General features: G+C 36.6%; 21 protein-coding genes. 18 read left to right on the top strand and 3 right to left on the bottom strand.

The genetic code is table 11. The features are described from left to right. The first annotated feature begins 220 nt into the window (after positions 1-220). The gene (locus LIV57_RS11730) at positions 221-406 is read left to right on the top strand and encodes a bacteriocin-like protein (RefSeq protein WP_227942724.1); all 186 of its coding nucleotides are present in this window, start codon (positions 221-223) and stop codon (positions 404-406) included. An 88-nt stretch (positions 407-494) separates the two neighbouring features. On the opposite strand, the gene LIV57_RS11725 is transcribed toward LIV57_RS11730, so the two are convergent. Next, entirely contained in the window at positions 495-1,178 is a 684-nt protein-coding gene (locus LIV57_RS11725; RefSeq protein WP_227942723.1) for a hypothetical protein, read from the bottom strand. Positions 1,179-1,562: 384 nt separating this feature from the next. Between LIV57_RS11725 and LIV57_RS11720 the strand changes: the two genes are divergently transcribed. Next, positions 1,563-1,931 carry a hypothetical protein gene (locus tag LIV57_RS11720; protein ID WP_110008797.1) on the top strand — a complete coding sequence of 123 codons (369 nt, stop codon included), beginning with the start codon at positions 1,563-1,565 and terminating at the stop codon, positions 1,929-1,931. 38 nt (positions 1,932-1,969) lie between these two features. On the opposite strand, the gene LIV57_RS11715 is transcribed toward LIV57_RS11720, so the two are convergent. After that, positions 1,970-2,665 carry a hypothetical protein gene (locus LIV57_RS11715; protein WP_227942722.1) on the bottom strand — a complete coding sequence of 232 codons (696 nt, stop codon included), beginning with the start codon at positions 2,663-2,665 and terminating at the stop codon, positions 1,970-1,972. A 124-nt stretch (positions 2,666-2,789) separates the two neighbouring features. Between LIV57_RS11715 and LIV57_RS11710 the strand changes: the two genes are divergently transcribed. From LIV57_RS11710 to LIV57_RS11635, 16 genes are all read left to right on the top strand, one after another. After that, positions 2,790-3,335, top strand: a complete 546-nt coding sequence (locus LIV57_RS11710) for a C40 family peptidase (protein WP_227942721.1) — start codon at positions 2,790-2,792, stop codon at positions 3,333-3,335. Between the two features lie 299 nt (positions 3,336-3,634). Then, a complete protein-coding gene (locus tag LIV57_RS11705; RefSeq protein ID WP_227942720.1) occupies positions 3,635-4,243 on the top strand; it encodes a methyltransferase family protein in 609 nt (202 codons plus the stop codon). Positions 4,244-4,315: 72 nt separating this feature from the next. Continuing rightward, on the top strand, positions 4,316-5,128 hold the full coding sequence (locus tag LIV57_RS11700; protein WP_089691708.1) for a 2,3,4,5-tetrahydropyridine-2,6-dicarboxylate N-succinyltransferase: 813 nt from the start codon (positions 4,316-4,318) through the stop codon (positions 5,126-5,128). 29 nt (positions 5,129-5,157) lie between these two features. Next, positions 5,158-6,327 carry a glycosyltransferase family 87 protein gene (locus LIV57_RS11695; protein ID WP_227942719.1) on the top strand — a complete coding sequence of 390 codons (1,170 nt, stop codon included), beginning with the start codon at positions 5,158-5,160 and terminating at the stop codon, positions 6,325-6,327. 5 nt (positions 6,328-6,332) lie between these two features. Continuing rightward, positions 6,333-7,262 (top strand): glycosyltransferase family 2 protein, encoded by a 930-nt coding sequence (locus LIV57_RS11690; RefSeq protein ID WP_227942718.1) that lies wholly within the window; start codon positions 6,333-6,335, stop codon positions 7,260-7,262. A 1-nt stretch (position 7,263) separates the two neighbouring features. Beyond that, complete coding sequence (locus LIV57_RS11685) at positions 7,264-8,040, top strand: polysaccharide deacetylase family protein (RefSeq protein WP_227942717.1); 777 nt, start codon at positions 7,264-7,266, stop codon at positions 8,038-8,040. Continuing rightward, positions 8,037-9,134: a glycosyltransferase family 4 protein gene (locus LIV57_RS11680; protein ID WP_227942716.1), complete on the top strand. Its 1,098-nt coding sequence runs from the start codon at positions 8,037-8,039 to the stop codon at positions 9,132-9,134. The genes LIV57_RS11685 and LIV57_RS11680 overlap by 4 nt, the downstream gene beginning before the upstream one ends. Positions 9,135-9,382: 248 nt before the next feature. Continuing rightward, a complete protein-coding gene (gene hisG, locus LIV57_RS11675) occupies positions 9,383-10,240 on the top strand; it encodes an ATP phosphoribosyltransferase (RefSeq protein WP_227942715.1) in 858 nt (285 codons plus the stop codon). Between the two features lie 210 nt (positions 10,241-10,450). Continuing rightward, entirely contained in the window at positions 10,451-11,725 is a 1,275-nt protein-coding gene (hisD, locus tag LIV57_RS11670) for a histidinol dehydrogenase (RefSeq protein ID WP_227942714.1), read from the top strand. A 435-nt stretch (positions 11,726-12,160) separates the two neighbouring features. After that, positions 12,161-13,186 carry a histidinol-phosphate transaminase gene (hisC, locus tag LIV57_RS11665; protein WP_227942713.1) on the top strand — a complete coding sequence of 342 codons (1,026 nt, stop codon included), beginning with the start codon at positions 12,161-12,163 and terminating at the stop codon, positions 13,184-13,186. A gap of 165 nt (positions 13,187-13,351) precedes the next feature. Next, entirely contained in the window at positions 13,352-14,446 is a 1,095-nt protein-coding gene (gene hisB, locus LIV57_RS11660) for a bifunctional histidinol-phosphatase/imidazoleglycerol-phosphate dehydratase HisB (protein WP_227942712.1), read from the top strand. Between the two features lie 2 nt (positions 14,447-14,448). After that, positions 14,449-15,027: an imidazole glycerol phosphate synthase subunit HisH gene (hisH, locus tag LIV57_RS11655; protein ID WP_227942711.1), complete on the top strand. Its 579-nt coding sequence runs from the start codon at positions 14,449-14,451 to the stop codon at positions 15,025-15,027. A gap of 2 nt (positions 15,028-15,029) precedes the next feature. Then, positions 15,030-15,752 carry a 1-(5-phosphoribosyl)-5-[(5-phosphoribosylamino)methylideneamino]imidazole-4-carboxamide isomerase gene (hisA, locus tag LIV57_RS11650; protein WP_227942710.1) on the top strand — a complete coding sequence of 241 codons (723 nt, stop codon included), beginning with the start codon at positions 15,030-15,032 and terminating at the stop codon, positions 15,750-15,752. Further along, positions 15,745-16,497 (top strand): imidazole glycerol phosphate synthase subunit HisF, encoded by a 753-nt coding sequence (hisF, locus tag LIV57_RS11645; protein WP_227942709.1) that lies wholly within the window; start codon positions 15,745-15,747, stop codon positions 16,495-16,497. The genes hisA and hisF overlap by 8 nt, the downstream gene beginning before the upstream one ends. Further along, a complete protein-coding gene (gene hisIE, locus LIV57_RS11640; protein WP_227942708.1) occupies positions 16,494-17,081 on the top strand; it encodes a bifunctional phosphoribosyl-AMP cyclohydrolase/phosphoribosyl-ATP diphosphatase HisIE in 588 nt (195 codons plus the stop codon). The genes hisF and hisIE overlap by 4 nt, the downstream gene beginning before the upstream one ends. Beyond that, positions 17,050-17,595, top strand: coding sequence for a tetratricopeptide repeat protein (locus LIV57_RS11635; RefSeq protein ID WP_227942707.1), 546 nt, complete (start codon positions 17,050-17,052; stop codon positions 17,593-17,595). The genes hisIE and LIV57_RS11635 overlap by 32 nt, the downstream gene beginning before the upstream one ends. A gap of 83 nt (positions 17,596-17,678) precedes the next feature. Here the strand turns inward: LIV57_RS11635 and LIV57_RS11630 are convergent, their stop codons facing one another. Beyond that, positions 17,679-18,848 (bottom strand): M28 family peptidase, encoded by a 1,170-nt coding sequence (locus LIV57_RS11630; RefSeq protein ID WP_227942706.1) that lies wholly within the window; start codon positions 18,846-18,848, stop codon positions 17,679-17,681. Between the last annotated feature and the right edge of the window lie 51 nt (positions 18,849-18,899).

The following is an 18,899-nucleotide window of genomic DNA, read 5'->3' as shown; positions in this document are numbered from 1 at the left end:
TAATAAGCAGAAATCATTTTATACTGTAAATTCTCAATATGACTGTACTCATAAAACCAGAGACGAATATATCATACATTTGGGATAAGTTTTTCATCATCCAATAATAGTTTCTAGCCTCTCTTTAGAGGCTTTTTATGTGAAAAGTTAAATTTTTCATAAATTAAATCGCTCTTTAATGAATATTTATATATTTGAACGAACTAAAATATTTTAAACCATGAAAAACTTAAAGAAAATCTCAAGAGAAGAATTAAAAAAAGTTAAAGGAGCAGGACCTAATGTTCCGGCATGCCCTCCAGGTGCTTTATGGAGATGTGAAGCCATTGGTGTTTGTTCGGAAGATTTTGATCAATGGGACTGCCTTTGTGGTTGCTATCCGGCAACGCTTCCATTACCAAGATAAATCAAATCCTCTTTCAGAAGGTTTTTATTAACAAAAACAGCCACAATATTTTCATTGTGGCTGTCTTTTTGAAATCAAATATCGACTATTATAAAGATCTGGAGCGGGCAATATTAATAAGGTACAAAAGGTGTGCGTACATGCTTCGCTTTACAGACTCTATTTTTATGTCTCCGGTAGCCTGATTGATCGTTGTTACCAGATCGGTATTACATTGACCGGCAAAATTACCGCTTCCTAAATAGTTCACTGTATTGGTACTCGGATAAGAAATTCTGGGGTAGTCGGGTGCTGTCTGGTTGGCAACAGGTGTTGTATTGGCAAATCCTTTATTATCAACATATCGGGCTGTCCATGTGCCTAAAAACTGTCCATTGGAGGTATTGATCCCTTGCCCCACAATGATCTGAGTATCTACTGGATTGGTAAATCCCGCACAAGAAGTGTAATGATTTACGGAAACTGTACAGGAAGATGCATTATCACCAGGCTGAAAACATTTTCCTTCGTATACAGTTGACCTCTGTTCACTGGAAGAGGTTGAAGTGTTCAATATAGCCTTTGGAGCAAAAATTTCCTCAGGAGAAATAAGAGTTAAAACTCCCTGCGCATCCGCCGCAACAATCTTTTTTTCAGCATTTGAAAGTCCTCTTACTCTTACCAGGCCATTTACGTCTAAAGTATGACTTGGAGTGGCGGTATTAATCCCAACCTGTGCCGTTGAGCTGCCAAAAATAGCAAGTGCTCCCAAAAATAATGTTTTTGTTTTCATGTAATTTTTAGAAAAGGTTAAATTTTTCACTAAGGTAAGAAATATCTTTAAAACATACCGCAAATGATCTGCAATCTAGTATAAAGTAATTGTAAACGAATTTTGAACATATTACTATCCAACTTTAACCTTATATTTTTAATCAACTCAAATTTGTACAGTCTCTGTTTGTTTGAAAAATATTTGTATTTTAGCCGAAATATGTTGTTTTTTAACAAACATATTGAACGCTGATTAAAATTCAGATAATTTGAATGAAAAAATTAGTAGATTTGCACGGAACAAAAAAATAATACATATTAAGCAATATTCTCAGTAAGCTGTATTTTTGGAAGGAAGGCAGATGAGAATAACAGAATTTTAGGTTATAAAACTACTGAAACTATGAAGAAACTTTTTTTACTTTTATTTACGGCGTTTTTATTTATCGGTTGCAGCTCTGATGATGATACTATTTATGATTATGTAGGAACATGGTCTGGTTCTTATGAAGGAGGTGATAAAGGAGTTTGGAACTTCGTGGTAGATGAGAGTGGTAAAGTGGTGGGAACAATGCATTCCGATGTCAATAATGAAAACTATAACATTTCCGGGAATTTAAGTGAAACAGGAGATCTGAACGCAACGGTAGGACTTCCTTCGAAAGGAGAATTCAGAGGAACATTATCTACAGATAAAAAAGGAAACGGAAACTGGTCAAACTCACTTCCAACCCCTTCCATATCAGGAACCTGGAAAGGAGAAAAGAAATAAGACAAGAAAGTCTGCAGGATATCCTGCAGACTTTTTATTTATACAAATCCCATACGGGTAATCTCATCATGTTCATTTTTCAATGCTGCAAAACAGAGCAGAAAATCCTCATCAGAAAAAAAATTTTTTAACGGTTGATCTTTCTCTTGATTCCAACTCATAATCTCTTCATTACTTTCTACGCTATAATTTTCAGAATCTAATTTTAAAGTTAAAATCACCGCATGGTCTGATGTACAATGATCATTTTTATACAGAACATGATCTTTAATCCTTATACAATCAGAAACATTCTTAATGGTGCCGAATTGAAATGCTCCCAGCAATTTTCTTCCTTCTTCAGTCTTTAAACCGTTTTCAACTGTTCTTTTTCCCCTTTCAGAAATTGTATCCAAATCTTTGATGGCTGTCATTACCTTGGCAAACTTCTGGTAGAGCAGGGGATCTCCTGATTCTTTAATATAGGCATCCAGACTCTTCCGGATAACTTTTCCCATTTTGGAACAATGCCCGAATTCAGAACTGTTCTGTCTTACCTTCTCATATGACGGATTCTTTTTAAACGCAGCTTTATTAAACCCGCTTTTCTTCCGAACCACATTTTTGCCGTTCAGGTTATAAAATACCAGGTCGCCCACCGCTCCTGTAATCTTGATTACACTTTCATAGGTTGCCATATCTTTAAAATAGAAATCAAATATACCAATAAATAACGAAAACCAAAATTTTAACATATATTTATAATATAGTTGTAGTATAGTTATACTATAATTATAATATAAAATGTATATTTGTAATGTGTTTTGTTAATTAATTATAAATCAGAAGAGTATGGGAACGGGATTATTTCAACAAAAAATGACAATAAAGCAGATTGCTGTTGTGTTGGCAGCCTCTGTTTTGGTGGTTTCCTGCGGATCCTCGAAAAGCGCTTCCGCCAGTAAAAAATCAAATACAAAGAGCGTTGCAAAAGCTGAAAACCTCAGAAAACTGGATTCAAAATTTAACGGAAGTGTATCCAGATCAATCAATGATATTCTGAAAGATGCAGAAAAGTATATCGGAACACCCTATAAATTCGGAGGAAGTACTTCTTCAGGATTTGACTGCTCAGGATTTACCGTAAAAGTATTTGAAGAAAATGATTTTAATCTTCCCAGAAGATCTTCTGATCAGGCCGAGGCCGGAAAAAATATTGATATAAAAGACGTAAAACCCGGAGATCTCTTATTTTTTGCAACAGCCGGAGGAAGCAGAGTCTCTCACGTAGGGATTGTTCATGATATCGGTCCTGATGGAGAAGTGAAATTCATTCATGCTTCTACTTCAAAAGGTGTTATTATTTCATCTCTGAATGAAAAGTACTGGAATAAGGCCTATCTTCATGCTCAAAGAGTGCTGTAAATCTTTAAAACGTACTAACAGGAATTAATATTTTGTCATGCAGGGAATGGTTGAAATTCAATAGAAACGGGCTTTAGCCCGTTCAATAGAAAAATCAAACAATCAATTGGCTTTAGCCAAAACTTATAACTATATTCTTTAACCACCCCGTCAAAAATTCTCTGAATTTTTGCCACCCCTCCGGAGGAGGGGAATTGCCAGGTTTATAACTTCGCATTTCTGCAAATCAATAATATTCTTGTCATTGCAATAGCATTGCATCCCAATACTCATGAAATTTGTCCAAAACTATTATCATTATGACAGATTTCATCAGATTCTTTATTCCCTTTTATTTTATTATTTTTTTTACTGTTTCCTTTGTGGGAATAAGTTACAGAGTCGCAAAACGGATTGGCAAAAATCCTAACGTCCTTCCCAAAGATGATTCTGCCTACGGATTGGTTGGATTTTATTTTAAGCTGATTTTATTGGCTTTGTTTATGTATACAATACTTCTTTTACTCTTTCCGAAAGACATGTTCTCTGCTTTTAAAATCAATGCTTTGGAATATAATCTCATTCAATACACAGGGTTGGGTTTAATGATGATGGCCTTGATTTGGGTTGTTATTGCCCAGTTACAAATGAAAAACTCGTGGCGTATCGGGATTGACAGCACAACAAAAACAGAACTTGTCACTGACGGATTATTCAGGTTTTCAAGAAATCCTGTATTTCTGGGTATGACCATCAGTCTTGTCGGATTTTTTCTTGTTTTTCCTACTGTCATTACTTTTTCTTTTCTTCTGACGGGAAATATTTTAATGCAGATTCAAATCAGGCTTGAAGAAGAGTTCCTGCTAAAGGAACACGGAGAAGTTTACCTGACCTATAAAAAGAGAGTGAAGCGTATGCTGGGCTATTAATTAAACTAATGTTAAAAACAGTTTTGCTGAACTTTTTTGTATCTTTGGCCGGTATAATTTTAAATAAGAAACATGTCGTTACAACAAACTATTGAAAATATCTGGGACAACAGAGATTTATTGCAGAATGAAGACAGCCAGAAGGCAATTAGAGAGGTTATTTCTTTGGTTGATAAGGGTGAACTTCGTACAGCAGAGCCTACTGAAAACGGATGGCAGGTAAATGAATGGGTGAAAAAAGCAGTGGTAATGTATTTTCCGATCCAGAAAATGGAAACTATTGAAGTAGGTCCGTTTGAATTTCATGACAAGATGCCTTTAAAGAGAAATTATGCTGAAAAAGGAGTAAGAGTTGTACCGCATGCGGTTGCCAGAGAAGGAGCTTATATTGCTCCCGGAGTAATTATGATGCCTTCTTATGTAAACATTGGAGCTTATGTAGATTCAGGAACAATGGTAGATACATGGGCAACAGTAGGAAGTTGTGCACAGATCGGTAAAAATGTTCACCTGAGTGGAGGTGTTGGGATCGGTGGAGTATTGGAGCCGTTACAGGCAGCTCCGGTAATCATTGAAGATGACTGCTTTATCGGTTCAAGATGTATCGTTGTGGAAGGAGTTCACGTAGAAAAAGAAGCTGTATTGGGTGCTAACGTAGTATTGACCGCTTCTACAAAAATTATCGACGTTACAGGAGATACACCTGTTGAAATCAAAGGAAGAGTTCCTGCACGTTCAGTAGTTATTCCAGGAAGCTATACAAAACAGTATCCGGCTGGAGAATATCAGGTTCCATGTGCTTTGATCATCGGTCAGAGAAAGGAATCTACAGATAAGAAAACATCTCTGAATGATGCATTGAGAGAGAATAATGTAGCTGTTTAAGATTAATATTTTAAGCTAATACCACAATCTTGAAAGAAAAATTTCTTAAAATACTATTAAACCCTAAATATATATTTGGGGTTTATCTTATTATATCCGTTGTTACAGCAATTTCCAAATATCTGAGAGGAGATTATGCGATCAATAATTATCTGATTTTTAAAAACGTATTCTTTAATACCATTCATCAGAAAAACTTATTTATCCATTATCCTGATCTTTATTTTGATCTGAACCATTATGGTGTATTTTTCAGTGCATTGATCGCACCATTCGCCATGATGCCGGATTGGCTGGGAATCTCACTCTGGAATATTGCCAATACTTTCATCTTTATCTACGGAATTTATAAACTGCCGTTTTCAGACAGCAAGAAAGCGATTTTTGGGTTGCTTTGTCTTCAGGAATACATCACAGCAGCTTTAAGTTTGCAGTTCAATGTAGCGCTGACAGGCCTTTTGCTGTTATCTGCAGTCTATATTTACGAAAGAAAAGAAGTAAAATCTGTAACCGCAATTTTAATTGGGGTATTTGTGAAAATCTACGGAATTGTAGGATTAACGCAGTTTTTCTTTATTAAAAACAAAACTAAATTTATTCTTTCAGGAGTTGCTATTGCCCTATTATTTTTCGTGCTTCCAATGGTGTATTCAAGTCCGCAGTTTGTTATTCAGTGCTACTCAGACTGGTTTCAGTCTATTGTAGAGAAGAATAATGAAAATCAGGTTCTCGGAAATATGCAGGATATCTCTTTAATGGGCTTTGTCAGAAGAATTTTAGGGGATGCATCTATTTCAAATCTTGTATTTTTAGCAGGCGGACTACCACTTTTTGTTTTGCCTTACATCAGAATTAAGCAGTATAAACACTATGCTTTCCAACTGATGATTCTGGCTTCAACATTACTGTTTTTGGTATTGTTCAGTTCCAGTTCAGAATCTCCAACCTATATTATTGCGGTGGTAGGAGTGCTGATCTGGTTTTTCCTTCAGAAAGAAAGAACACCATTGATTATTGGATTGCTGGTTTTTGTCATTATTTTTACCTGTTTCTCCACTTCGGATCTTTTCCCGAAATTTGTAAAAGAGAATTATATCATCAAATATTCATTAAAAGCCGTACCTTGTATTGTGATCTGGTTGAGAGTAACTTATGAGCTTATGACTAAAGATTTTGAGAAAAATTACAGCCTGAATTAATACATATGAAGAAAATTTCAATTGTAATTCCCGCCTATAACGAAGAAGGAAATGTCGCAATGATTCATCAGAAAATTAAAGAAGTTTTTGATGGCTTAAGAAATTACGACTTTGAAATCATATTTGTGAATGATGGCAGCAGAGACAATACTCAACAAAAATTAGAAGAACTTTCCAGTCAGTATGATGAAGTAAAGTTCATTGAATTTTCCCGTAATTTCGGACACCAGCCGGCTGTAAAGGCAGGTATGGACAATGCCCACGGAAATGCAGTCATTTCTATGGATGGAGATCTTCAGCATCCGCCGGCGCTTATTCCGGAAATGATTCGGAAATGGGAAGAAGGCTATGACGTCGTTTTTACCTTTAGAACGTATCCTAAAGAGATTTCTTTTTTTAAAAGAAAAACATCAGACTTATTTTACAAGCTTTTATCAAGCCTTTCAGATGTTAACTTAACGAAAGGCGGCGGCTCAGATTTCAGATTGTTGGATGCAAGTGCAGTTGAAGTGATGAGAAATTTTAATGAAGACGATCTGTTCCTTAGAGGATTGACGAGCTGGATGGGGTTCAAACAAACAGGAATCGACTTTACTGCAGCAGAAAGACTTTCAGGGAAAAGCAGTTACAACCTTAAAAAGATGTTTACTTTTGCTTTTACAGGAATCACTGCTTTCAGCGTGAAACCTCTTTATCTGGCTGCGTATCTGGGCTTTTTATTCTCAGCGCTTTCAGTAATCGGATATGGAGCCTACGTAATTCATTCATTTATTGCCAAAACAGAGATTTCCGGTTGGGCATCTTTGATTATGACCATTGTTTTCTTTGGAGGACTTCAGCTGATTATCCTTGGTATCATGGGAATTTATTTGGGTAAAATATTTAAACAGGTGAAAGACAGACCTAATTATATTATTAAAAACAAAAATTTTTAAAATGGTTTTATTGAGTTTTGACATTGAAGAATTTGATATGCCATTAGAATATAAGGGTGAAATTCCCTTTGAAAAGCAGATTTCAATTTCACAGACAGGATTGGAGAGAATCCTCAATATCCTTAAAAAACATAATGCCAAAGCTACCTTTTTTTCCACGGTAGTTTTTGCAGAAAACAGCAAGCACCTTATTGAAAGGTTATTACATGAAGGCCATGAGCTGGCCTCTCACACGTGGTTTCATTCAGAATTTGAAGACAAACACCTGAAAGAATCAAGAGAAAGGCTGGAAGAATTATTTTCCACAAAAGTGACCGGATTAAGAATGCCGAGAATGATGCCTGTAGATGAAAAAGCAGTGGAAGAAGCAGGATACGCATACAATTCCTCCATCAACCCTACATTTTTGCCGGGAAGATATAATAATTTAAAAGTATCCAGAACCTATTTCAAAGAAGGAAATGTGACTCAGGTGCCGGCTTCGGTTTCTCCTAATTTCAGGATTCCTTTGTTTTGGTTAAGCTTTCACAATTTTCCTTTGTTTTTGTACAAAAAACTGGCTTCGGATTGTTTGAAAAAAGATCAATATCTGAATATTTATTTCCATCCCTGGGAATTTGCAGAAATAAAAGATGAAGCTTTTAAACTTCCCGGATTTACGGTAAAAAACTCAGGAAAAGAGATGGTGGAAAGGTTTGATTCGTTTGTAGGCTGGCTGAAAGAAAAAGGCCATACATTTGGTACATTTCAGGAATTTCAAAAACAGATCCAACGATGAAGATTGCCTTTGATGCCAAACGGTTTTTCCACAATACATCCGGCCTGGGAAACTATTCAAGAGATCTTGTAAGAATTCTTTCCGAATATGAACCGGAGAATGAATATCTGTTATTGAACAAAAATAAGTCCGAGAGAGGGAAAGATGTTCTGGAACGCCCGAATGTTCACTTTATTGAAACCTCAAAAGGAAACTTTTCACGTCAGCTGAAAATGGGTAAAGATGCCCAGAAGCAGGGCGCAGATATTTTCCATGGATTATCAGGTGAACTTCCCTTAAAATGGGATCCAAAGCCTATTAAAAAGGTCGTTACCATTCATGATCTGATCTTCGTAAGATATCCGCAGTATTATTCTTTTTTTGATAGGAAAATCCATTTCTGGAAATTCAAAAAAGCAGCTGATACGGCCGATAAGATTATTGCCATCTCAGAACAGACCAAAAGAGATATTATTCAGTTTCTAAACATTCCTGAAACTAAAATTGAAGTCATTTATCAGGGCTGTCATCATGCTTTTAAAGAACAGCAATCTCCGGAATTGATGAAAGCTGTCAAAGAGAAATTTAAGCTTCCCGAAAGGTTTGTACTCAATGTTGGAACCATCGAAGACCGCAAAAATCTTCTGAATGTTGTAAAAGCGATCAACGGAACGGAAATTCCTCTTGTAGTCGTGGGAAGAAAGACAAAATACTATCAGAAAATAGAAAGTTTCCTGAAAAAAAACAAAATGGAGAAGCAGGTGCTTTTCCTGGAAGGCGTTTCTATGGATGAGCTGGCTTGTCTTTATAAACTGGCGGATATTTTTGTCTATCCAAGTTTCTTTGAAGGCTTTGGAATCCCCGTTATTGAGGCACTTTTCTCCAAAACGGTTGTGGTGACAAGCAATACCAGCTGTCTGCCTGAAGCGGGCGGAAAAGACTCTGTGTATGTGAATCCGGATAACGATCTTGATATCCGGGCCAAATTAAAATTTCTCTGGGAAAATGAATCCGAGAGAAAACGCCGTGAGGAAAAGGGTTTCGAGTTTGTTCAGAAGTTTAATGACGAACCCATTGCAAAGGAGCTGATAAATTTTTATCAAAAAATTCTTTGAAAAAACTTTGCATTTTAAAAATAAATCCTACATTTGCATCATAATTCAAACAATGAAACCAATATTTTTAGCATTACATCATTATCATCATCATCTCTGCTAGACGGAATTGATTGATATAAGTATGTGCTAAAATCAAAAATAATTAAAACCGTCTGAGTAAATAGGCGGTTTTTTTGTTTCCTGAATTCTCCTCAGAAATTTCAACAGATCAGTTTTTATTTACTCGGACCCCAAAAAAAGGCAAAATGAGTAAATTAAAAATTGCAATTCAAAAAAGCGGCCGGCTGTACGAAGAATCTCTTCAGCTTCTCAAAGACTGTGGAATCTTTGTCAACAATGGTAAAGACCAGCTCAAAGTTTCAGTCGATAACTTTCCGATGGAAATCATGTACCTTCGGAACTCAGACATCCCGCAATACCTGGAAGACGGAGTGGTGGATGTAGCCATTCTTGGCGAAAATCTTCTGGTTGAAAAAGGTAAAAACATCAAAACTATCCAGAAGCTTGGTTTTTCAAAATGCCGTGTTTCACTGGCTGTTCCCAAAGAAATAGAAACTGATGAGCTCTCTTATTTTCAGGGTAAAAAAATTGCGACCTCTTATCCTAACACCCTCAAAAACTTTTTAGAAAACCAGGGAATTGTATCAGACATTCACGTCATTTCGGGTTCTGTAGAAATAGCTCCTAATATCGGTCTGGCGGACGGAATATGTGATATTGTAAGTTCCGGAAGTACTCTATTCAAAAACGGATTAAGAGAAACAGTCACTTTGCTGAAATCGGAAGCTGTGCTGGCTCAAACGCCCTATCTATCAACTGACAAAGAAGCCATTCTTGAAAAATTTGTCTTCAGAATCAAAGCCGTTTTAAAAGCAAAAAACTCAAAATATATTCTGATGAATGTTCCCAACGAAAAAATTCAGAAAGTAGCTGATGTTCTTCCTGTTTTAAAGAGTCCTACGGTGATTCCGCTTGCAGAAGAAGGCTGGAGCAGTATTCATTCTGTGATTGATGAAGAACGTTTCTGGGAAGTGATTGATGAGCTGAAAGAAAATGGTGCTCAGGATATCTTAATCATCCCGATTGATAAAATGGTTATTTAAAAAAAATAAGAATGGTTAATGTTGGCCGACGCAAAGACGCAATAGAATAAAAATTAAGACTGTTTTAAGGCAAAGATTTTATCTGCGATAAAATTGAATACTATTTAATACTCACATACTTGCTGAAAATCTAAGATTTTCTTGCGCCTTAAAAAAATAAATATTAAAAAAACTTGCGCCTTTGCGTAAAAAACAATTAAAAATAGTACAATGAAAATATACCGATATCCCACAAAAGACAGCTGGAAAGATGTAGTAAAACGTCCTGTTTTGGAACAGAAAGAAATCTCTGGACTTATCACAGATATTTTTGCAGAAGTTGAAAAAAACGGAGATAAAGCTTTAAGAGAATTCAATAAAAAATTTGATAAAGCAGACACTCAAAGCATTTCAGTAACCGAAAAAGAAACTGAAAACGCAGAAAAACAGGTTAGTAATGAGCTGAAAGAGGCCATTCAACAAGCTAAAGAGAATATTTCAACATTTCACGCCTCTCAGAAACAGGATATTCAAAAAATTGAAACAACAAAAGGAGTGGTTTGCTGGCGTGAAAGCCGTGCGGTAGAAAGAGTCGGGATTTATATTCCGGGAGGAACAGCACCTTTATTTTCTACTGTTTTGATGCTTGCAGTTCCTGCCAATCTTGCCGGATGTAAAGAAATAGTTCTTTGTACGCCGCCGGATCAAGATGGGAATATTAATCCAGCGATCCTGTATGCAGCAAAGCTTTGCGGTGTTTCAGAAATCTTTAAAACGGGGGGAGCACAGGCTGTTGCGGCAATGACTTTTGGAACAGAGAGTATTCCGGCTGTCAATAAGATTTTCGGTCCTGGAAACCAGTTTGTCGTAGCGGCCAAAGAATATGCACAACGGTATGGAGTAGCTATTGATATGCCTGCCGGACCGAGTGAAGTTCTTGTGATTGCAGATGAACAGGCTGTTCCTGAATTTTGTGCGGCAGATCTTCTTTCGCAGGCAGAGCACGGAAGCGACAGTCAGGTAGTTTTTATCACTACAGATCTTAAAGTTTTTAATGAAACAATCATTGCTGTTGAGCAGCAAATCAAAGAATTACCAAGAAATGAATTCGCAGGTCAGGCCTTGGAAAACAGCTCTTTTATTTTGATCAATACGCTGGAAGAGGCTCTTGAGTTCAGCAATCTTTATGCTCCTGAACACCTTATTCTGGCCATCAATGATTTTGAAAAATATATACCGGAGGTTCAGAATGCAGGTTCGGTTTTTTTAGGAAACTATTCCTGTGAGAGTGCAGGAGATTATGCGAGCGGAACCAATCACACGCTTCCTACCAATGGTTATGCAAAGAATTACAGCGGCGTATCCCTGGATAGTTTTGTGAAGAAAATAACATTCCAGCAACTTTCCAGAGAAGGACTTCAAAATTTGGGAAAAACCATAGAGCTCATGGCTGAAGCAGAAGGTTTGTTTGCTCACAAAAATGCAGTTTCGATAAGATTGAAATAATTAATTGTTGGAAAACGCAAAGACGCAAGAGAATTATAATGAAAACCCTTTTTAAGACGCAAGGATTTTATCTCCGATAAAATTGAATGCCAAATATTTTGATCTCTCACAGATTCTCCAAATGAAGAAGGCAAATATGAAAAATCTGTGAAATTTGTGAAATCTGTGGGAAAAATAATGAGGCATCACTTGACGAAAATCTTTGATTTTCTTGCGCCTTGAAGAAACATAAAGATTAAAAAACTTTGCGCCCTTGCGTTTACCCAAAAAAGAATTTAAACCATTAAGAAAAATGAAACTTTTAAGTAAAATTAAGATTTAAATACATTTGAATTTAGCTCAATGCTTAATAAAGATCGGAAGATATTTTCTTCACTATTCTTAATAACTCAATTCATCTTAATGGTTTAAAAATAGTTTTAAATAAACAATGCAATGAAAAATAGCAGTATCAAAACACTCGTAAGAGAAAATATATTACAATTACAACCCTACATCAGTTTCAGGGACAATAATGAATTTAATGCTCCTGTCATGCTGGATGCGAATGAAAGTCCGTTCGGGGAATGTAACCGCTACCCGGATTCTACTCAGAAAAAGCTTAAAAGCAAGCTTGCAGGGCTTAAAAACCTTTCACCTTCACAGATCGCCATAGGAAACGGAAGTGACGAGCTGATAGACCTTATCATTAAAATTTTCTGTGAGCCTAAAAAAGATGCCATTCTGATGATGAATCCATCCTTTGCGATGTATGCTTTCTATGCGGCAATCAATGAAAATAAAGTTGTGAAACTGGATCTGGATGAAAACTTTGAAATCGTAAAAGATAATTTCTTAAAGATAGCGGAAGATTCTTCACTGAAGATTTTCTTTTTATGCTCGCCTAATAACCCTACGGGAAACAGTATGGATGATATTGAATTTTACCTTCAGAATTTCAACGGCATTGTCGTGGTGGATGAAGCTTATATTGAATTTTCAGAAAAAAAATCAAGTCTGGAGCTGTTGAATCAATATTCCAATCTGATTGTATTGCAGACGTTTTCCAAAGCTTGGGGAATTGCCGGAGCAAGAGTAGGGATGGCTTATGCATCTGAAGAGATTATCAGCTTTATTAATACTGTAAAAGCGCCTTATAATGTGAATGTTTTGAGCCAGGAGTTGATTTTAAAAACGCTGGAGGATAAAAACAGACTTCAGGGAAACGTAAACCGTATTCTGGAAGAGAGAACATGGCTAAAACAGCAGTTTGAAGGAATTCAATGTATTTCCAAAGTCTTTTCAACGGATGCCAATTTTTTCCTGATCAGAATGGATAATGTGGATCGTGTATACGGAAAAATGCTTGAAGAAGAGATTTTAACCAGCAGAAGAGATCCTGCGATTCCCGGATGTATCAGAATTAATGTGGGAAACCGTACTGAAAATGAAAAATTAATTAACCTTTTAAAAGGAATATAATCTAGCTTGCCAAAATATAAACCATTAAAAAAGATAAGATCATAAGAAATTTAAGATTCATCGGATGAATAAAATAGAAGCTAAATTAATAGCTTAAGCTATGTTCTTAATGCTTCTTAACCACTTAAAAAAGCTTAATGGTTAAAAATAATTTATAAAAAAAATATGAAAAAAGTACTCTTTATAGACCGCGACGGAACGTTAATTATTGAACCGCCTACAGATTTTCAGGTAGATTCTCTAGAAAAGCTTGAGTTTTATCCGGGAGTTTTTCAAAACCTTGCAAAAATTGTCAATGAATTAGATTATGAATTGGTAATGGTAACCAATCAGGATGGGTTGGGAACTGAAAGTTTTCCTGAAGAAGATTTCATAAAACCACAGGAAAAAATGCTGCAGGCATTTGAAAATGAAGGGATCATTTTTAGTGATATTTTAATTGACAAAAGCTTTGAATCTGAAAATCTTCCCACCAGAAAACCAGGAATCGGAATGTTGACAAAATACCTTTATGGCAACTATGATCTTGAAAATTCCTATGTAATTGGTGATCGAAGTACTGATGTTCAACTTGCTAAAAATCTTGGTGCTAAAGCTATTTATCTTAATAAAAACTTCAACGAGGCGGCAGAGCTGTCTGCAACACGATGGTCAGAAATCTATCAGTTCTTAAAATCCGGAATGAGAAAGGCTAAAGTTTCCAGAAAAACCAATGAGACTGATATTGAAATTGAAGTTAATCTTGATGGAAACGGAAAATCAGATATTTCAACCGGGCTTCACTTTTTTGATCATATGCTGGATCAGATTGCCAGACACGGAAATATGGATCTTACGATTAAAGTGAACGGAGATCTTGCCGTAGATGAACACCACACGATAGAAGATACCGGAATTGTGCTGGGAGAAGCTATTTTAAAAGCCTTAGGAAAGAAAAAAGGTATTGAGCGATACGGTTTCCTGCTTCCGATGGATGACTGTCTTTCTCAGGTGGCTATCGATTTCGGCGGAAGACCGTGGCTGGTGTGGGATGCTCTGTTTAAAAGAGAAAAAATTGGAGACATGCCTACGGAAATGTTTTTTCACTTCTTTAAATCCTTTACTGATGCTTCAAAATCCAATCTGAATATCAAAGCAGAAGGAGATAACGAACACCACAAAATTGAATCCATTTTTAAAGCCTTTGCAAAAGCCGTTAAAATGGCAGTGAACCAATCGGATGCTAACTACAGTTTACCTTCTACAAAAGGAAGTTTATAAATATGATCGCTATAATAAAATACAACGGAGGAAATGTAAATTCCGTTCAGAATGCCCTCAACAGACTGAATATTGATTCTGTGATCACCGATGATCCCGAACAGATTTTAAAAGCTGATAAAGTGATCTTTCCGGGTGTGGGAGAAGCTTCATCAACCATGAAACTGCTGAAGGAAAAAGAGCTTGATCTGTTGATTCCTGGTCTTACACAGCCGGTTTTAGGAATATGCCTGGGTATGCAGCTGATGTGCGGGGAAAATGAAGAAGGAGATACCGAAGGAATGGGGATTTTTGATATCAATGTCAGAAAGTTTCCGGCAAAGGATATTGTTCCCCATATGGGCTGGAATACCGTTTCCGGACAGACTTCGCCACTGTTTTCAGGAATTGAAAAGTGCAGTGATGTGTATTTCGTCCACAGCTATTATTGTGAACTGTCAGACTATACAACATCGGTTTGTGATTATATCCTGCCATTCAGTGCTTCTTTGCAGAAAGATAATTTCTATGCAGTACAGTTTCACCCGGAAAAATCGGGAATAGTGGGAAATCAGATCGTTAAGAACTTTATAAATTTATAATCATGAAAATAATTCCGGCTATTGATATTATCGACGGGAAATGTGTCCGTTTGTCAAAAGGAGATTACAATACAAAGAAAATATATAATGAAGATCCTGTAGAAGTGGCAAAAGAGTTTGAAAGCTTTGGGATTCAATACCTTCATTTGGTGGATCTTGATGGGGCGAAATCAAAGCATATTGTCAACCAGAAAGTTCTGGAAAATATTGCCCGTTCTACTTCGCTGCATATCGATTTTGGAGGAGGGCTAAAAACTCAGGAAGATATTGAAACCGCCTTTAATTCCGGGGCAAAGCAGATCACTTTAGGAAGTATTGCCGTTCAGAATCCTGAATTTTGTTTTGGAATGATTGAAAAATATGGAGCGGAAAAAATTATTTTGGGTGCAGACTGTGAAAACAGAAAGATTAAAACATCCGGATGGCTGGAAGAAAGTGCCCATGATATCATTGATTTTATCCTTCAGTATCAGGAAAAAGGAATACAGACCGCTATCTGTACCGATATTGCAAAAGATGGGATGCTGGAAGGTCCCTCAACAGGGCTTTATATTGAGATCTTATATAAAACATCCGTTCAGCTGGTAGCAAGCGGCGGTATTTCAGGCATTGCTGATGTCTATAAGATGAAGGATATCGGCTGTGCAGGGACGATCATCGGAAAAGCAATTTATGAGGGAAAAATAAGCTTACAACAACTTCAAAATTTTATTGAAAATGCTTAAGAAAAGAATTATTCCATGTCTGGATATTAAGGATGGAGCTACGGTAAAAGGTGTTAACTTTGAAGATCTTAAAAGCGCCGGAGATCCTGTGGAACTTGCCAAAAAGTATGAACGGGAAGGTGCCGATGAGCTTGTTTTTCTGGATATTACCGCCACAATTGAGGATAGAAAAACATTTGTAGAGCTGGTAAAAGAGATCGCAAAAGAATTGAGTATCCCTTTTACAGTAGGAGGCGGGATTTCGTCTGTAGAGGATGTGAGAAAGCTTTTGGAAGCAGGTGCAGACAAGATCAGCATCAATTCTTCAGCCGTAAAAAATCCAGGTCTTATTTCTGATCTGGCCCAAGAATTCGGGAGCCAGTGTGTAGTGGTTGCTATTGATACAAAGCAAGTAGGTGATAAAGATCTGGTGCATATCAAAGGAGGAAGAGAAGCCACAGCACTTTTAACGATGGAATGGGCTCAAGAAGCAGCAGCATTAGGAGCAGGTGAAATATTGCTGACTTCCATGGATGGTGACGGTACTAAAAACGGTTTTGATATTAGGATTACAAAGCTGGTTTCAGAAAATATAAGCATTCCGGTGATTGCTTCCGGAGGTGCTGGTACCATTCAGGATTTTGTTCAAGTATTTAATGAAACAAAAGCTACAGGAGGATTGGCAGCCAGTATTTTCCACTTTAATGAAATAGGGATTCAGGATTTGAAACAACAGTTAAAAACTCAAAAAATAGAAGTACGATGAAAATAGATTTTAATAAAGATAATGGCCTTGTGCCTGTGGTTATTCAGGACAGCAGAACATTGCAGGTTTTGATGCTGGGCTACATGAACGAGGAAGCTTTTGAAAAAACACAAGCAGAAGGAATTGTAACCTTTTTCAGCCGTTCCAAAAACAGACTCTGGACAAAAGGTGAGGAATCGGGTAATTTTTTAACGGTAAAAAGTATTGACATCGACTGTGATAAGGATACCATTTTAATTAAAGCCGTTCCGAAAAATGTGGTTTGCCATAGAGGCAGTTTCAGTTGCTTCGGAGAAAAGAGTCCCAAAGGATTTCTATATGAACTGGAAGAAAAAATCTCTCAGAGAATAGATACGAAGGCTGAAGACTCATATACTTACTCATTATATCAGAGAGGAATCAATAAAATGGCTCAAAAAGTAGGCGAGGAGGCCGTAGAATTGGTTATAGAAGCAAAAGACAATAATGATGATCTCTTTAAAAATGAAGCCGCAGATCTGCTGTATCACTTTTTAATCTTATTGAAAGCCAAAGGGTTTTCAATGGAGGAGATTGAAGAGATTCTTAAAGGCAGAGATCAATAAAATTGACTCGCTTTTTGATTGTGAGACAAGAATTCTTTCGGTAAATGAAAAGCGTTATTTTAAGATCATAGAAAATAAACTTTCAGATATGATTGATGGGTTACAGAAAGCTAAGAATTTAATGGATAACGGGCAATATATGCCCGCTGTAGAAATTTTACAGAATATCAGCAAGTTATCTACAAAATCTGAAATCTACAGACTATTATTCATGTCAAACTGCTGGTATAAACTAGGAGAATATCAATGGGCTATTGATATTGCGGATAATTTATTACAAAGAGACAAGCACAATAAATTAGCATCTCAGATAAAATATCTGTCCTATTGTGGACTTAAAGATTTTGATAAAGCCTTAGAAGAAATGCTCCGTTTTTTATCATTTAATGAGGCCGATCTTTATAAAGTAACTCTGGAGGAATTATTGACAGATATCAGAGATGGACTTATTAATGAAGAGGATATAGTTTCTAAAATCAAAGAGTTGGCATTCAAAAATAATTGTTTAAAGTGAGAAATTTTTTAAACAGGCAGGCAGATTTAAAACAAAACAGCAGGTCTATTCCTGCTGTTTTTTATTATCAATGAATTGAATTTTTATCTTTCAATCATAATATTCTTAACAAGGGTTTCTTCGCCCACTTTCAAAACTCCAATATAGACTCCGTTCTGAAGAGATGAAACATTAACCTTTCTTTCATTATTGACTTTCAAAAGGGACCTTCCCAAAGAATTGCTGATTTCAAAGCTGAAATCCATCCCCTTAGCATCCGGTAAGTCAATGTTAATCACATTGCTGGCTGGATTAGGGTAAATCTTTACAGCTTCCAGTGAATTTTTTAAAGCGGGTTTGCTCATGGTAGTGGATGCTGCTGCAAAATGTTGTAAGGCACCCACTGTTGCTTTTCCGATTTTGTATACGTAAACAGGATCCATATTGGTGAAAGTATCCTTAGAACTGTGAGGATAAGTGCTTCTTATCCTTTCAAAAAATCCGGTAATCACTTCACCTTTCTGTTCGAAAGGAATATAATCCGTATCAGCTGCCGGATCTACGGCGGTCAGAAGAGGAGAGTAGAGTGCTGTACAATTTCTCAGTTGTTGTGTGACCGCTGCAGAAGCTGCATTATTACTGGAAACACCTCCCTGATCTTCATCACAATATACGGTGGTATTATTATTTCCTTTCACTCCGCCTACCTGATCCAGATTGAAAACCAGTTTGATATCCAGTTTACGGACACCTCCCTGATATACGACATTGTTCACATAATGGCTGCTTCCTTTTAACCCTTGTTCTTCCCCGGAAAAATGAATGAACTTTATAGAATATTCAGTAGGGACATTTCTCAGAATCCTTGCGGCTTCCAGTATAATTGAAGTCCCGCTGCCGTTATCATTCACTCCCGGGCCATAAATGGTATCGAAATGCCCACAGATAATGACATACTTGTTAGGATAAAGTGTTCCGGTTTTGGTAATTATTAAATTTTTAGAGCTGGTACTTCCAAAGGTAAAAGGGCTTTCTTCTATCTGACTGGCCGTATAACCGTAAGAAAGGTACTTGTTTTTGATCCAGTTCAGAGTATTGGTATTCGCTACCGAACCTGTTGTTTTTACCCCTAAATTACTAAACTCCTGAAGGTTGGTAGTAATATTGGTTTGGGTAACCAAATCCGCTCTGTCTTTATAAGCCTGAATAAAAGTTTGAGCTGCAATGCTCTGCATCATCAATGCTGAGCATAAAAGTGTTGTGAATTTTTTCATATATAATATTATTTTGGTGACACGAATGTAGTAAATAAATCACAACAAAGT

Origin of the sequence: Chryseobacterium sp. X308 (assembly GCF_020733145.1) — a bacterium.
GTDB classification, from domain to species: domain Bacteria; phylum Bacteroidota; class Bacteroidia; order Flavobacteriales; family Weeksellaceae; genus Chryseobacterium; species Chryseobacterium cupriresistens.
Note: the sequence above shows the minus strand (reverse complement) of the source record. Positions and strands in the feature narration are given on the sequence as shown.